General features: G+C 45.9%; 14 protein-coding genes. 11 read left to right on the top strand and 3 right to left on the bottom strand.

Annotated elements, in window-relative coordinates; all coding sequences use genetic code 11:
• Positions 1 to 2 precede the first annotated feature (2 nt).
• The 8 genes from CC90_RS0109900 to CC90_RS0109860 all read left to right on the top strand — a co-directional run bounded on the left by CC90_RS0109900 (position 3) and on the right by CC90_RS0109860 (position 8069).
• Positions 3 to 773 carry a hypothetical protein gene (locus CC90_RS0109900; protein ID WP_031390612.1) on the top strand — a complete coding sequence of 257 codons (771 nt, stop codon included), beginning with the start codon at positions 3 to 5 and terminating at the stop codon, positions 771 to 773.
• Between the two features lie 260 nt (positions 774 to 1033).
• Entirely contained in the window at positions 1034 to 1948 is a 915-nt protein-coding gene (locus CC90_RS0109890; RefSeq protein ID WP_031390611.1) for an ABC transporter ATP-binding protein, read from the top strand.
• Positions 1945 to 2799 (top strand): ABC transporter permease, encoded by an 855-nt coding sequence (locus CC90_RS0109885; RefSeq protein WP_031390610.1) that lies wholly within the window; start codon positions 1945 to 1947, stop codon positions 2797 to 2799. The genes CC90_RS0109890 and CC90_RS0109885 overlap by 4 nt, the downstream gene beginning before the upstream one ends.
• A gap of 149 nt (positions 2800 to 2948) precedes the next feature.
• Positions 2949 to 4013, top strand: a complete 1065-nt coding sequence (locus tag CC90_RS0109880; RefSeq protein ID WP_031390609.1) for an ABC transporter substrate-binding protein — start codon at positions 2949 to 2951, stop codon at positions 4011 to 4013.
• A 69-nt stretch (positions 4014 to 4082) separates the two neighbouring features.
• Complete coding sequence (locus CC90_RS0109875; RefSeq protein WP_031390608.1) at positions 4083 to 5051, top strand: ABC transporter permease; 969 nt, start codon at positions 4083 to 4085, stop codon at positions 5049 to 5051.
• 4 nt (positions 5052 to 5055) lie between these two features.
• Positions 5056 to 5850, top strand: coding sequence for an ABC transporter ATP-binding protein (locus CC90_RS0109870; RefSeq protein ID WP_031390607.1), 795 nt, complete (start codon positions 5056 to 5058; stop codon positions 5848 to 5850).
• A 194-nt stretch (positions 5851 to 6044) separates the two neighbouring features.
• Positions 6045 to 7037: a helix-turn-helix transcriptional regulator gene (locus CC90_RS0109865; protein ID WP_051869371.1), complete on the top strand. Its 993-nt coding sequence runs from the start codon at positions 6045 to 6047 to the stop codon at positions 7035 to 7037.
• Positions 7038 to 7133: 96 nt separating this feature from the next.
• Complete coding sequence (locus tag CC90_RS0109860; protein WP_031390605.1) at positions 7134 to 8069, top strand: glycoside hydrolase family 43 protein; 936 nt, start codon at positions 7134 to 7136, stop codon at positions 8067 to 8069.
• A 59-nt stretch (positions 8070 to 8128) separates the two neighbouring features.
• Here the strand turns inward: CC90_RS0109860 and CC90_RS0109855 are convergent, their stop codons facing one another.
• From CC90_RS0109855 to CC90_RS0109845, 3 genes are all read right to left on the bottom strand, one after another.
• Entirely contained in the window at positions 8129 to 9862 is a 1734-nt protein-coding gene (locus CC90_RS0109855; RefSeq protein WP_031390604.1) for an ABC transporter ATP-binding protein, read from the bottom strand.
• A 5-nt stretch (positions 9863 to 9867) separates the two neighbouring features.
• The gene (locus CC90_RS0109850; RefSeq protein WP_031390603.1) at positions 9868 to 11637 is read right to left on the bottom strand and encodes an ABC transporter ATP-binding protein; all 1770 of its coding nucleotides are present in this window, start codon (positions 11635 to 11637) and stop codon (positions 9868 to 9870) included.
• A gap of 71 nt (positions 11638 to 11708) precedes the next feature.
• Positions 11709 to 12320: a TetR/AcrR family transcriptional regulator gene (locus CC90_RS0109845; protein WP_031390602.1), complete on the bottom strand. Its 612-nt coding sequence runs from the start codon at positions 12318 to 12320 to the stop codon at positions 11709 to 11711.
• Between the two features lie 424 nt (positions 12321 to 12744).
• On the opposite strand from CC90_RS0109845, the gene CC90_RS0109840 reads away from it, so the two are divergent.
• The 3 genes from CC90_RS0109840 (at position 12745) to CC90_RS0109830 (ending at position 14488) form a co-directional block, all read left to right on the top strand.
• The gene (locus tag CC90_RS0109840) at positions 12745 to 13002 is read left to right on the top strand and encodes a heavy-metal-associated domain-containing protein (protein ID WP_031390601.1); all 258 of its coding nucleotides are present in this window, start codon (positions 12745 to 12747) and stop codon (positions 13000 to 13002) included.
• A gap of 173 nt (positions 13003 to 13175) precedes the next feature.
• A complete protein-coding gene (locus CC90_RS0109835; RefSeq protein ID WP_031390600.1) occupies positions 13176 to 13757 on the top strand; it encodes an MptD family putative ECF transporter S component in 582 nt (193 codons plus the stop codon).
• A gap of 44 nt (positions 13758 to 13801) precedes the next feature.
• Entirely contained in the window at positions 13802 to 14488 is a 687-nt protein-coding gene (locus CC90_RS0109830) for an energy-coupling factor transporter transmembrane component T (RefSeq protein ID WP_242843265.1), read from the top strand.
• The last annotated feature ends 48 nt before the right edge of the window (positions 14489 to 14536 follow it).

Genomic DNA, 14536 nt, shown 5'->3' with positions numbered 1-14536 from the left:
CGGTGGCAAACTATAAGGTTTCATACAAAATGCTTGCGAAACAGGGAGAAGAACTGAAGGCGGTAGCTAAGCTGGTGGATGGCTACGCGGAACGTGTGAATCAGGTGCGCGGTAAATTAGGGCAGGATGAGATGCTTGCCGAGGTGCGCAATAACCTGCAAAAGTTAAACACTCAGCTTGGAGAATCGCGCATGGTACTGAATACGGCAGGGGAACTGCTGAGCAAAACGGTGGAAACCTATACCGGTACGGAGACGCGGCAAGTGAAAAAGGTGGATAACTTAAAAGCGCATAACCGAGACTTTTATAAGAATCCGGTGACGGTAGCCTCAGCAGGAGGTGCGGCAGGAGGGGCAGGAGCGGCCGCTGCACAGCCTGCAACTGCGACGGTCAACGATACCGACAGTTCCATAGGTGTCCAAAGTGTGGAAGTAGTATCCTATTCGGAAACCACAGTAACGACTTCGACGGTGGAGGTAACGACGGAGCCTGTACAAACGGCAGTTCCACTCTCCGGCCCCGCAGGAGCTTCCGCAGCAACTGATTCCGGTATGGAGGCTATGGCAGGAATGGCGGTAGGAGTCGGAAGTGTGGCCGGAGCGGTCGGCGGCGGAGCCTTGTTGGGCGCGAAGTATCTACATGAGGAGCATAAAAAGAAAAAGGCAGAGGAGACGGATAAGGCTAATTCCGGCAGTGGTGACACTTATGATCCTGAGATAGAGCTGGCAGCGGCACTTGAACGCGTGCACATGCTGGAAGAAGACGAATCCTAACCATAAGAATTGGATTTCCCAAAGTGTAAAGCATCATAAAAATCCCTTTAAGCAAAGACCTTCCCAACTCATCAGAGTTAAGGGAAGGTCTTTGTCGTGCCGTTCAAATGAAAAAGGATGCTCCACTTACTGTTCTTTTTTTACATCTTAAAGTACATGGAAAGCAGGTCGCTTTCCAGATACTTTCCTTATGAAAAGGTAGGGAATATAATCGGAAAGAACAGAAAAATAAGAAGTGTGATGATTATGGAGGATGTAAAATGGAACATATCATTGAGGTAAAAGGGTTAAAAAAATCCTATGGAAACATTCCGGCAGTAAAGGACTTAAGCTTTTATGTGGAGAAGGGAAAGCTGTTTGCTTTTCTCGGTCCCAACGGGGCGGGAAAATCCACGACAATTAACAGCATATGTACCTTTCTTATGCCGGATGCGGGAGTGGTAGAGGTGGACGGCTATGTACTGGGCAAGGAGGACGATAGAATAAGAGAGAGTATCGGCATTGTTTTTCAGGAAAGTCTGATGGATGAGTTGCTGACAGTGGAAGAAAACCTGATGCTTCGTGCCAGATTTTACCCGATGAAAAAGAAGGAGCGCATAGCTGCGGTGAAGCGGGCGGCGGAGGTTACGGAAATTACCGGAATCATGAACCGCTATTACGGAAGGCTCTCCGGCGGACAGAAGCGCAGGGCAGATATTGCGCGGGCTCTTCTTCATACGCCGAAAGTCCTTTTTCTGGACGAACCTACCACGGGCCTGGATTCCCAGACGAGGAAGAGTGTGTGGGATACGATAAAAAGGCTTAAAGAGGAGCAGGAAATGACGGTGTTTCTGACAACGCATTATCTGGAAGAGGCGGAGGATGCGGACTACTGTATGGTAGTGGATGACGGCAAGATTGCAGCAAGGGGAACACCATTTTCGCTGAAAGCGAAATATGCAAAGGATAAGCTGCGTGTAAAGTGCAGGGAGGAAGAGAAGGTAAAGGAAAAGCTGCTGGAAAGAGGCATTTCTTTTGAGAAAAAGGGTGAACTTCTGGAGGTGTGCCTGGCAAACACTATGGAGGCACTGCCTATTTTAAATGAATGCAGGGAACTGATAGGAGATTTTTCGGTAATCAGGGGTTCTATGGATGATGTGTTTATCGGAATTACAGGAAAGGAGTTAAGAGAATGATAGCATTTGCCATAAGGAATTTAAAATTATATTTTAGGGATAAGGGTGCGGTGTTTTTCTCACTGCTGGCGATACTCATAGAGATTGGATTATATGTGCTGTTTTTAGGAGATGTATGGACGAAGGATGTCTCCATGTTTGACGGAGCCAGAGAGATGATGGATAACTGGGTAATGGCGGGAGTGCTCGCTACGACGGGAGTGACTACCAGCCTGGTCGTATTGGGAAATATTGTAAGGGATAAAGAATACAAAAAAATAAAAGACTTTGTAGCTGCCCCGGTAAAAAATTCAAAAATTCTTATGGGATACTGGATTGCCGCTTATGTTATTGGAATGCTTATGAGCCTGATTACGCTCGCTATCGCACAGGCTTATATTGTCTGGGACGGAGGAAGCCTGATAAAGCCTAAGGCATGCCTTACGCTCATTCTTCTTTTATTTGTTACGAATCTGATGAGTACCGCCCTTATGCTTCTTTTTGTAGCATGCTTTAAAACGAACAGCGCCTTTTCCGCGGCCAATACGATACTTGGGACCTTGATCGGTTTTTTGACTGGAATTTATCTTCCTATCGGAATGTATCCGGAAGGCGTGCAATGGCTTATCCGCTTATTTCCTGTTTCTCACGCCGCATCCCTTTTTCGGAGAATTATGATGGGAGACGTGATGGAGACGAGCTTTGACGGGGTTCCTGCGGATATAGTGCTGGATATTAAGGAGCAGTTCGGAGTAGTATATAAATTCGGTGAAGAGATAATGACCTTTACAGGAAGCATGAGTTTCATAATAGTGACAGCAGTGGTTTGTTATCTTTTGGCCTTTTTTCTCACGAGGAAGAAGCAGAAATAATGCGTTGCCGAGAACGGAGTGAACAGTAATAATAAAGGTGTTACGCATGAAAATAGTTGACTTTCTCCTTATAAATGATATAATACAGTATTATATTTTAGCACTTTGATGTGTTAAATTTTTACATTTATATTTCGAGGAGGAAAAATATGAAAAAGATTATTATACTTATGCTGACGATATTCATGGCGTTTAGCTTTACCGCTTGCGGCAGTACGAATACGACGGATTCTGCAAGTACCGCAGATACTGCGGAAACAACACAGACTGAAGATGCGGCAGCCGGGACAGACGCACAGGCTCCCGCTAAAGAGAGTCAGGCCGATACCGGAGCAGTATACAACGTGGGTATTTGCCAGTTAGTTCAGCATCCGGCACTGGATGCAGCGACTCAGGGATTTAAGGATGCACTCAGCGAGAAGCTGGGAGATCAGGTGGTCTTCGATGAGCAGAATGCGGCGGGAGATTCTGCGACCTGCGCTACCATCGTAAACCAGTTTGTTTCCAGCAATTATAATTTGATTATGGCAAATGCAACACCTGCTCTTCAGGCTGCTGCTTCTGCGACAGGTACGATTCCGGTTCTTGGAACCTCTGTTACAGACTATGCCACCGCTCTGGATATCGATAACTGGGCGGGCGTAACCGGCAGGAACGTATCAGGAACCGCTGACCTTGCACCTTTGGATAAGCAGGCTGAGATGATCAAGGAGCTGTTCCCCGATGCAAAGAACATAGGTATCCTTTACTGTTCGGCAGAACCTAATTCTAAATATCAGTCCTCTACCATTCAGGGATATTTGACAGAGATGGGCTATACATGTACGGAATATACTTTTGCAGATACCAATGACGTGGCTTCTGTTACACAGACGGCATGCTCCGGAAGCGATGTGATTTTCATCCCGACCGATAACACTGCAGCTTCCTGCACAGAAGCGATTAATAATGTTGCGGAACCGGCAGGAGTTCCCATCGTCACCGGTGAAGAAGGTATTTGCAAGGGATGCGGCGTTGCAACCTTGTCTATCAGCTATTATGATCTGGGCTATGCTACCGGAGAGATGGCTTATGAAGTCCTGGCAAATGGTGCTGATGTATCTGCCATGGAGATTCAGTATTCCCCGAATATTACTTATAAATATATGGCTGACCGTGCGGAGGCGCTGGGTGTTACTATTCCTGACAACTATACCGCTATAGAGGCTGAATAATCAACAAATGGATGTGTACTAAGGGGTGTCTTTCCATCAGGCACCCCTTAAATTGTAAGGAGGATAAAAATGAGTTATTTCGCTGCCCTTAATCCGATGAATTTGGTGAATGCCCTTCCGGGCTGTATTGCCCAAGGTGTTATATGGGGAATCATGGCCCTTGGTGTCTATGTTACCTTCCGGTTGCTGGACTTTGCGGATCTGACGGTTGACGGATCCTTTGCGACCGGCGGCGCAGTTACCGTAATGCTGACGTTAGCCGGAGTTCCGATACCGGCAGCATTGCTGGTGGCAATATTTGCCGGCTTGCTGGCAGGCCTGGTTACAGGACTGCTGCATACTACGCTCGGTATTCCGCCGATTCTTTCGGGAATTCTGACGCAGATCGCGTTGTATTCCGTCAATCTCCATATTATGGGTATGGCGGCGAATATGGCTTTGAGCTCTCAAAAATATAACCTGCTCGTTTCTCTGATGAATATATCGAAATCGATTTTAGTAGGCGGTCTTTTTGCGGCGGCTTTGATTGCCCTTCTGTATTGGTATTTCGGCACTGAGCAGGGCTGTTCCATACGGGCTACCGGATGCAATCAGTCCATGAGCAAGGCGAACGGAATCAACATCAATTTTACGAAGGTGCTTGCGCTTGCGTTATCTAATGGTCTTGTAGGGCTTGCAGGAGGTCTTATGGCACAATATCAGGGCTTTTCCGACATTAATATGGGACGCGGAGCTATCGTTATCGGTCTGGCTGCGGTTATTATCGGTGAGGTGCTTGGCGAGAGTATTTTAGGAAAGCGCTTGAATTTTGCCCTTCGCCTTGTATTCGTCGTTATGGGCGGCATTATTTATTATGTGGTAGTCGGAATTGTGCTTTGGTTGAAGTTAAATTCCAATGACTTAAAGCTGTTTACCGCTATTATAGTAGCAGTATTCCTTGCGGTTCCTTATCTTCAGGGCAGGCGTAAGAATTCCTTCGCCCGTACCGCAAAGGCTTCTCTTGCCGCATTAGAAGCGAGAAAGGATAAGGAGGACTAAGCATATGTTAAATATCATAGATATCCATAAAACCTTCAATCTCGGTACCATCAACGAAAAAGCAGCTTTGAACGGAGCGGACCTTCATCTGGATAAAGGTGATTTCTGCACAATTATCGGAGGAAACGGAGCCGGTAAATCTACCATGCTGAATGCTGTTGCAGGCGTATGGCCGGTGGATAAGGGTGCGATACTTTTAAACGGGAAGAACATTACCGGGTTGCCGGAGCATAAAAGAGCGGGCTTTCTTGGCCGCGTATTTCAGGATCCGATGACCGGAACAGCAGCCAGCATGGAAATTGAGGAAAATCTGGCATTGGCATCCCGCAGAGGGAAAAGCCGGAAGCTGAGCTGGGGAATTACCAGACAGGAAAAGGAAAGATACAGGGAACTTTTGAAAGTCCTTGATTTAGGCCTTGAGGATCGTATGACTTCCAAGGTAGGTCTACTGTCCGGCGGACAGCGTCAGGCGCTTACTTTACTCATGGCGACCTTGCAGCAACCGAATTTATTGCTTTTAGACGAGCATACTGCGGCGTTGGACCCCAAAACAGCGGAAAAGGTACTTCGCGTGACTGACCAGATTATTGAAGAGAATCATCTCACAGCGCTGATGGTCACTCACAATATGAAGGATGCCATAGCTCACGGCAACCGCCTGATTATGATGCACGACGGAAGAGTAATCTTGAATATTTCAGGAGAAGAGAAGAAGAAGCTTACGGTAGCGGATTTGCTGCACCAGTTCGAGCACGTTTCCGGTGAGGAATTCACCAGCGATAAAGCGATTCTTGCGTAGTAATATAATTAGAAAAATGTTTCTGGAAGTTTTTGTACATGGGCGGTATAATCATTTTAGATTATGCCGCTTTTTCTGTAACAGGAAAGTGCTCCTATTAAAGAAAGATAGATGCGCAGCTGCGCGCACGGAACAAAAGCTGTGCTGTCAAAGTACTTGGTTGCGAGAGTGCGAGAAGCACACTTTTGTTCTGCATGAACGATAGGATAGCGATTTATGAAATCTATAAAAGAATATTAAGAAAGGTTATGGGCAGCATGAAAATAGACCGTCTTATCGGAATAATAATGTATCTTCTGAACCGGGACAAGGTGACGGCGAAGGAACTTGCCGAAAGGTTCGAGGTATCAACCCGCACGATTATAAGAGATATAGATGCCCTTGGTCTTGCAGGTATACCCGTGGTTTCGGATGTGGGAGTAAAGGGCGGCTATGCTATTCTGGACACTTATAAGTTAAACAAAAGTATCGTGACGGCGGAGGATTATCTCAATGTCATCTCTTCCCTGAAGGGTATGTGCTCCGCCTATGAAAATAAGAAGATAGAGGCGACACTGGAAAAGGTCATGGCAGCAGGAAATACGACGGAAAATCAAAGTATATTTCTGGATTTGAGCGTTTGCCGTGAAGGGGAAAACACGGATGTGTATTTGAAAACCATCGAGCAGGCCATTGCTGATGGGCGGGTAATCGGATTCGATTATACCGGTGCGGATAACGTATGCAACGCCCGCGAGGCTGAACCGGTGGCCTTATCTTATAAATGGTATGCATGGTATTTGCTCGCATATTGTAAATATAAAAAAGATTACCGTATATTCAAGCTGAGCCGTATCCAAAATTTGAAGACGTTGGAAAGCAGCTTTGAAAAGATTCATTCTAACGTCGAGGCACTTCTGGAAAAAAAGTGGAGCGAAGATGACAGAAAGCAGTATAAAATAAAATTAAAATGTGAAGGAAACGTTCGGACGGCCGTGGGGGAATACCTGAAAGGAAAGGTCATAGAAGAGCATTCGAACGGAGACTTCATTTATTCCTTTGCAGTGCCTGAAAACGAAAGAATGTGGTTTTCTTTGCTGCTTGGATTTGGAAATGAGGTAGAAGTCTTGGAGCCCAAGGAGTTAAGGGCGAGGTTGAAGGAAAAGTCTGAGGAAATTTTCCGTCTGTATAATAACGAAGGCATATAGCGGCCGCAACTGTGACGTGAAGAATGATGAAGATAATTTTAAATACAATAAGAGAAGGAATAAAACAAACATAATCAGAAATGAGGTATAAAACGAATGAAAGCATATTTATTTGTGCATTTTAAGGAAAAGAAGACGCCGGATGGCGAGCAGGTATATTTTGGATTGAGTAAAGACGGGTTTACCTGGGAAGAAGTGAACGGAGGAGCCCCGGTGCTTTGGAGTTATGAAGGCGATAAAGGAGTACGGGATTTCACGGTCGTAAGGGCACGGGATGATAAATTCCGTATTTTTGCCACAGATTTAAGTCTGGCTTACGGGATGCCCGGACAGTACCATAATTCTTGGGAGGAAATCGGAAGAAATGGAAGCCGGGAGCTTGTCATGTGGGAATCCGAAGATTTGATTCACTGGTCATGGCAGAAGATGATTACGCTTGGCGGCGGGGAATTCGGCTGTCGATGGGCGCCGGATATTATTCGGGATAGAGAGAAGGAGGATTATATTTTGCACTGGTCCTCTCCCCACGTATGTAACGATTATGGGGATAAAGCGATTTATTATACGCGGACGAAGGACTTTGAGAAATTCTCTGAGCCGAAGCTTTTGTATCGCAAGGAGGACTGTGGGATTATCGACTCCTGCATGGTAGAAGAATCCGGCGTTTATTATTTATTTGTAAAAAGTGAGAAGAATCCGGCCACGATTATCTTGTTGAAGAGTATAAGCCCTACCGGTCCCTTTGAACGGATGGAGTCTTTTGATGAGGAGATGAGCAAGCTGCAGGAGGGGGTATATGAAGCGCCTACTGCGTTCCGGCTGGAAGACGGCAGATGGTGTCTGATGTTAGATTATTACGGAGTGCCGGGAAAAGGGCAGGGATATGTACCATTCTTGTGCGAGGATATTTCCAAGGGAATTTTTAAGCGCTCGGACGCTCAGTTTGCCTTTCCTTATGGCTTCAAGCACGGAACAGTGCTGGAAATTACCATGGAAGAGTATGAGAGAATCAAGCACTTTGAGTTCGAATAATGAAAAGAGAACGGCACGCAGTCTAACCATGGTTAGTTCTGCGGTGCCGTTTTTTATAATTAAGTCAGAGTCCAGTGCTGATTTTCCGTTTGCAGTTTGACCATGTGACTGAAGATGCCTTTTTGGTTTAACAAAGCGTCGGGGCTGCCTTGTTCGGCGACGCGTCCTTCGGATAGTACGATGATTTTATCCGCTCCGGCAACTGTTCTCATTCTATGAGCGATAATGAGGACAGTTTTGCTTTTTATCAGTCTGGACAACGCTGTCTGGATGGAGGTTTCGTTTTCCACATCTAAAGAGGCTGTGGCTTCGTCCAACAGAATAATGGGTGCATTTTTTAAAAATGCCCTTGCGATAGAAATGCGCTGACGTTCTCCGCCAGATAATTCACAGCCGTTTTCTCCGATGTCGGAGTGATACCCGTTAGGAAGCTTTAGGGCGAATTCGTCGCAGTTGGCGAGTTTTGCTGCTGCAAGCACTTCCTCGTCGGAGGCATCCTTTTTCCCGATACGGATATTTTCCATAATCGTATTATTGAATAGGGTTACGTCCTGGAATACGATAGAAAACAGGGATAACAGCGTTTCAGGTTCTACCTTCGATATGTCCATGCCGCCGACTGTTATTCTTCCCTTATCTGCATCCCAGAAGCGGGAAGCCAATCTGGAAACGGTGGTTTTGCCGCCGCCGGAAGGACCGACTAAAGCGGTAACTTCGCCCTGTCTGGCAGTAAAGGAAACTCCGTTCAAAATAGTATCTCCCGTATTGTATGCAAAAGATACGTTTTCAAATGAAATGTCATATCCATCATTGGTCAAGCCGTTGACACCTTCCTGAACAGGATGGTCGAGTATTTCATTCATACGGGCGATGTTCGCACGGGTAGAAATGACAGCCGCCAGATTTTGCAATGCACTCTGAAGGGGATCATATAGACGCGAAGCCACAAGCAGGAATAAGAAGAAAGTCATTACATCCAAAGAGCCGTTTATTAACAGCGCTGAGCCTGCAAGAGCCACGGTAGCTATGCCTAGCTTCAAAATCAGCATAGCGGAGGTTACGAAGGCTGCAGTGACGAATTCATTGATTACAGCCCTTTTTTCCACTGCTTTGATTTTTTCATCCAGCCCGCTTAAATAATATTCTTCCGCATTATTCGCCTTCAAATCCTGTACCGTCTCTAGACATTCCTGAATTCCGTCGGCACAGGCCATTTTTGCGTCCATAGACTTTTGGCTCAGCCTTTCTTGAACCTTCGCAGAGAAAGCTACGATTGCAAAAGAAACAGGAGCGACCCAGAGTGCGGCAAGCGCCATGCGCCAGTCAAAGAAAAAGAGACTGATACAGATGAGAACTGTAGATATCATGGAACCGAACAGTTCGGGAATAAAGTGAGAAAAAGCAGTTTCCAAAAAGGTACAGTCTGCCATGATGGTGCTGGTCAAATCAGCGAGGTCCTTTTTGCCGAAGAAGGAAAGAGGAATCTGCCTCAGCTTTTCTGCCAGGGATATTCTGCGAACTCCGCTCTCCACGTAGGTAGCGAGGTAGGTAGTGTCGTAATGAAGTCTTGTGATTCCCAAAATGAGCAGCAGACATAAAAGGCTGCCGATGCCGTAAAACCATGCCCGGCTACCGGAAACGCCTCCTCGGAGCAAATCTCCTACCAAATAATACAGAAGTCCGACAGGGAACATGAATGCGATATTTTGCAGGGTACCGGCGAGAATTCCCTTGATTAAATCTTTTGCACCCTGCTCGGACAGAGCGAATTTTCTTTGTAATTTTTTTACCATATCCGTTATACCTCCTTTGCGACCTTCCACTGTATGGAGGTCTGATAGTCATTCCACATCTGTCGGAACAGACCGTCTATCCGGGCAAGCTCTTCGCCGGAGCCGCTTTGAACGATATGCCCATCCTTGACAACAAAAATGCGGTCGGCATCTGCAATTGTTGAAAGGCGGTGAGCGATCATAATAACTGTCCGTCCCTTTGCCAAGGCGGAAAATGCTGCCTGAACACGGCTTTCGTTGTCCGGATCGGCAAAGGCAGTAGCTTCGTCCAGCAGAACAATAGGAGAATTCTTAAGAAGAGTTCTGGCGATAGCGATACGCTGCTGTTCTCCGCCGGAGAGGTAAATGCCCTTTGTGCCGATGACCGTATCCACCCCGTTGGGAAGCTTTTCAATGATATCCATACACTGCGCGTTTCGAAGGGCCGTCATGACCTCTTCACGGGTAGCCTCCGGTCTGCTCATTTTCACATTTTCCAGAATGGAAGCCTTGATGAGGCGGCTGTTCTGAAAGACGAAGGATACCGTGTTCATTAATTCCTTTTTATCGATGTCCTTTACATCCACTCCGCCGATCAATACCCTGCCGTTTTGGGGATCGAAGAAACGGCTGATGACATTGGCTAACGTAGTCTTGCCGCCTCCGGATGGACCTACGAAGGCTACGGTCTGCCCGGCCTCGATTTTTAAGGATATATGTTCCAGAGCATTTTTTGTTCCGTCGTAGCTGTATGTAACGTCCTGAAGCTCCACCGAGTTGGAGGCAGGATGCTTGGAATGGTTTGTGCGGGAGAGCGGCTGCAAATCGAGTACGCTGTCTATTCGCCGTAATGCATCGTCCACAATCAAGGCATTTTCACTCTGAAACATGATTTTAGTCAGGGTTACGGAGATGACCGGTGTGATGATAATGTAGAAAAGGAGATTCAGAAGAAATTCTTCGGTTACGCCGTTTCTTGTAAAAAGAAGCCCTGCCGCAATTAAAAAGGCGAATACGCTGTTAATTGAGGTAGTATAAAAGAGCATAGGCAGTCTGCAGCTTTTGGTATAAGCGGTGACCCATACGCTGTAGCGGTCGATGGAGTCCTTAAAGCGTTTGAAGGAAAACACTGTCTGGCCGAAAGTCTTAACGACGGGAATGCCGCGGACATATTCCACAGCTTCGTTGGACATGTCGCCCAGTGCATTCTGATATTCCACCATTTTCTTCCGCATTCTGGAACCGGTCATGCTCATCATGATGAGAAAGCCAAGCAGAACGGGCAGCAGGCTTAAAAGTCCAAGCCGCCAGTCGAAGGCGAACAAAAGAACCAAGAGGCCCAAGGGGGTCGCAATTGCTCCCGCTTTGTCAGGGAGCTGATGGGCGAGATAGGTCTCCGTGGCTCCGCTGGATTCGTTTACAATTTTTCTTAGTTTTCCGCTGCCGAAGCTTTCGGCAAAGCCCAGGGGCAGCTTGACAATATGGTGCATCGTTTCCGTACGAAGATTTGACGCTACGCGAAAGGCCGCCAGATGGGAGCACATCAGTCCGGCAATATAAATGCACATGGACAAAATCGCGTATAATACAGCCATCCAACCATTATGGGTAAGGTCTGTTGCCTGGGAAAAATCAGGAAGGGCCGTCAGTACCTCTTTAATGATTTTCCAAAGATACCAAAACGGTACGAGTGCAATGAGCGCGCTCAGTGCGGAAAGAACCCATGAAGAATAAGTGAGATAGCGGTAACTTCCTGCATACCCCATTAATCGTGATAAATTCGATTGTGTTTTCAAATCGATACCTCCTTAAATATTGTTGATTATATAATTAGTTACAACTAACCAAAGAGCAAAAAAAGGGGGCATTAAAACCCCATGATTTTGATCCATCCTGCCGTCTGAAATTCCCGAAGTTCGTTGATATATTCCTTGGCTTGTTCTTTTGGCATGTTGTGAACGACTACCTCGAAGAAGGCGGTGAACATTCCGCTGACCAGAATATGTTCCAACTGCGGGTCGATATGCCGGAGATTTTTCCCTTTGTCTCGCATAACGGTAATGAAGTCATGGGTGGCTTCCACTTCGATTTCTACCATTTCATGTATAAAATGTTCATATTTCGTACCCTCAGAATGGCTGATAATTAGCTGAAATGCCTCGAGGTGGTCATAAATATAATCGGTAATCCAAAGCATCCAGTTGCCGGATTCTTTGCCCATGCTTTCCTCTTGCTCCGCAGGAGGGAGCTTTTTGAAATCATACTGCACCTTTTTGTATTCTTTCATGAAATAGTCGGCCGGCTCAGAAACCAATGCGTCGAATAATTCCTCTTTGCTGGCATAATAGCCATAGAAGGCACCGGTAGTAACGCCTGCATTTTTTACGATGTTTCGCAGAGAAGCTGATTTAAACCCCTTCTCCATGAATTCAGCCATGCCGGCATTTAAAATATTCTGCAAAGTATTCGTTTCGCCCATTTGTTCTCCTCTAGGTAGTAAGATGGTATGTAACAATGTTATATAACGCTGTTATAGTTTAAGCAAAAGAGAGGACGATTGTCAAGGATTTATGGCTAAATGATAATTTTTGTACTTTAAAGAGGAGGAACAAAGGTCGAATGTTCTCTTCATGTAAATAGGGAAGTGTATCTATTACATAAAAATGGATGCGCAGCTGCGCACGCTAGGCAAAAGGGCAAATATCCCTATGAAATTGAGTTTTCATATTGACAAAGTGATGGTAACGGTGCTATTCTTCTTCAATAGATTAGCAAAAACTAACTATTGTAAATCTATAATTAAGAACGAACATATGCCGGTATGTGATTTTTCAGGCGCATATAAAAAAAGTACATAAAAGTAATTTGGTGGTACTTAGATAAGGTAAAAAGGAAGTGCAGAAATGATTGAAATTACAATAAAAATAGAAGGCATGCAATGCGGCATGTGTGAAGCTCATCTAAACGACGCGGTAAGAGGAGCTTTTTCTGTAAAAAAAGTTACGTCCTCCCATAGTAAAGGACGTATGGTCATTCTCGCCGAGCAGGATATTGACGAAGAGAAGCTGAAAAGCGTGATAGAGAATACAGGCTATCAGGCAGTAGCTGTCGATAAAGCTCCTTATGAGAAAAAAAGGATTTTTTCTGCGTTACGCAAGTAACGATTATGCTCCACTTAGACACTTTATGTCTTTTTGGATTGCTCGCGGCCTTTTGGGGCAGAGAAAGTGCGGGCAGGGTGATATACTCGCTTCATGAAAGGCTTGGCTTCGGCAGGGCCTTTCAAATAAATCTATGGTTAGTTGTATCTAACCAAATGAGGAGGAATTATTTTATGAAGCAAAAGATACAAGCAAAGGATTTAATTAATGTCGGAATTTTTACGGCAATTATGTTTGTCGTCACTATGGCGGTAGCCATGCTTGGCTATATTCCTATTTTTATCCCGCTTTTATCCGTGTTGGTTCCGGTAATCGGAGGCATCCCGTTCATGCTTTTTCTTACGAAGGTAAAAAAGTTTGGACTGGTTACTATTATGGCAGTATTGATCGGAATCGTCATAGCATTGATGGGCATGGGAGTATGGGTGATTTTCACGGCACCATTGTTCGGTGTTCTTGCAGACCTCATACTGAAATCCGGGAGCTATTCAAGCGTAAAAAAGAGCATTTTCGGATATGGCATATTTTCCATGTGGGTAATCGGCAATTTTATTCCCATTGTCATAACCCGCGGTAATTATTACGATATGCTGATTTCAGGGTATGGTCAGGAGTATGCGGATACTCTTATGGGCTATATTCCGGACTGGAGTCTTTTGCCGCTGCTTGCTGCCAGCTTCATCTCAGGATTGTTAGGGGCACTTCTCGGCAGATCGCTTTTGAAAAAGCATTTTATTAGGGCGGGAATTGCGTGATGGAGAAAGAATTGATGCAAAGCTCACAAAAGGGAGGAGGATCAATGCTGGATCCACGTACAAAAATGCTCTTGGTAGTGACAAGCGCCTCCGTGCTGATAGGAGGCGGAAGCGGCGGTGCGATGAATGTAATAAAGCCGGTGCTTACCGCGGTTCCTCTTCTCTTGTTTTTGTGTTCGGGAAAGTGGAAAGCGGCAGTCATCTATACGACAGTATATACATTTGCTTTTGCAGGAGAAATATTTTTAGTTCCCGTGACCACCGGCTTTGTGAACTTTATCGTTATAGCCTGCTGCGGTATGTTCGCCCGGTTTATGCCGGGAATCGCTATGGGCAGTTATCTTGTAAACACCACTACGGTAAGTGAATTTATGGCGGCCATGGAGAGGATGAAGCTTCCGCAGAAGCTGTCCATTCCGCTTTCCGTCATGTTCCGCTTTTTCCCTACAGTTACGCAGGAGTATGGCGCAATTGGCGATGCCATGCGTATGCGGGGAATCCGTTTCGGCGGAGGTAAGCCTGCTAAAATGCTGGAATATCGCATGGTTCCTCTGATGGTCTCCTGCGTGAAAATCGGAGAAGAACTATCGGCTGCAGCTTTAACCAGAGGTCTGGGAGCACCGATAGGACGTACCAATATATGCAAAATAGGCTTTAAGGGATATGACGCTGCGGCAATGCTTATTTGTGCAGTCAGCGTGATCGCCCTGCTTTTGGAAAAAGTGACGTAATATTACTCTCCGTGACTTGTACGCCCGCTAAAGCGGGCAGATGGGAGC

The organism is Kineothrix alysoides (assembly GCF_000732725.1).
GTDB lineage: Bacteria > Bacillota > Clostridia > Lachnospirales > Lachnospiraceae > Kineothrix > Kineothrix alysoides.
Note: the sequence above shows the minus strand (reverse complement) of the source record. Positions and strands in the feature narration are given on the sequence as shown.

Bases quoted from the DNA above. Each gene is read 5' to 3' on its own strand.
- CC90_RS0109880 (WP_031390609.1), top strand. From the start codon at position 2,949: ATGAAAAAGATTATTATACTTATGCTGACGATATTCATGGCGTTTAGC.
- CC90_RS0109870 (WP_031390607.1), top strand. From the start codon at position 5,056: ATGTTAAATATCATAGATATCCATAAAACCTTCAATCTCGGTACCATC.
- CC90_RS0109855 (WP_031390604.1), bottom strand. From the start codon at position 9,862: ATGGTAAAAAAATTACAAAGAAAATTCGCTCTGTCCGAGCAGGGTGCA.
- CC90_RS0109845 (WP_031390602.1), bottom strand. From the start codon at position 12,320: ATGGGCGAAACGAATACTTTGCAGAATATTTTAAATGCCGGCATGGCT.
- CC90_RS0109840 (WP_031390601.1), top strand. From the start codon at position 12,745: ATGATTGAAATTACAATAAAAATAGAAGGCATGCAATGCGGCATGTGT.
- CC90_RS0109875 (WP_031390608.1), top strand. From the start codon at position 4,083: ATGAGTTATTTCGCTGCCCTTAATCCGATGAATTTGGTGAATGCCCTT.
- CC90_RS0109830 (WP_242843265.1), top strand. From the start codon at position 13,802: ATGCTGGATCCACGTACAAAAATGCTCTTGGTAGTGACAAGCGCCTCC.
- CC90_RS0109890 (WP_031390611.1), top strand. From the start codon at position 1,034: ATGGAACATATCATTGAGGTAAAAGGGTTAAAAAAATCCTATGGAAAC.
- CC90_RS0109835 (WP_031390600.1), top strand. From the start codon at position 13,176: ATGAAGCAAAAGATACAAGCAAAGGATTTAATTAATGTCGGAATTTTT.
- CC90_RS0109885 (WP_031390610.1), top strand. From the start codon at position 1,945: ATGATAGCATTTGCCATAAGGAATTTAAAATTATATTTTAGGGATAAG.
- CC90_RS0109865 (WP_051869371.1), top strand. From the start codon at position 6,045: ATGAACGATAGGATAGCGATTTATGAAATCTATAAAAGAATATTAAGA.
- CC90_RS0109860 (WP_031390605.1), top strand. From the start codon at position 7,134: ATGAAAGCATATTTATTTGTGCATTTTAAGGAAAAGAAGACGCCGGAT.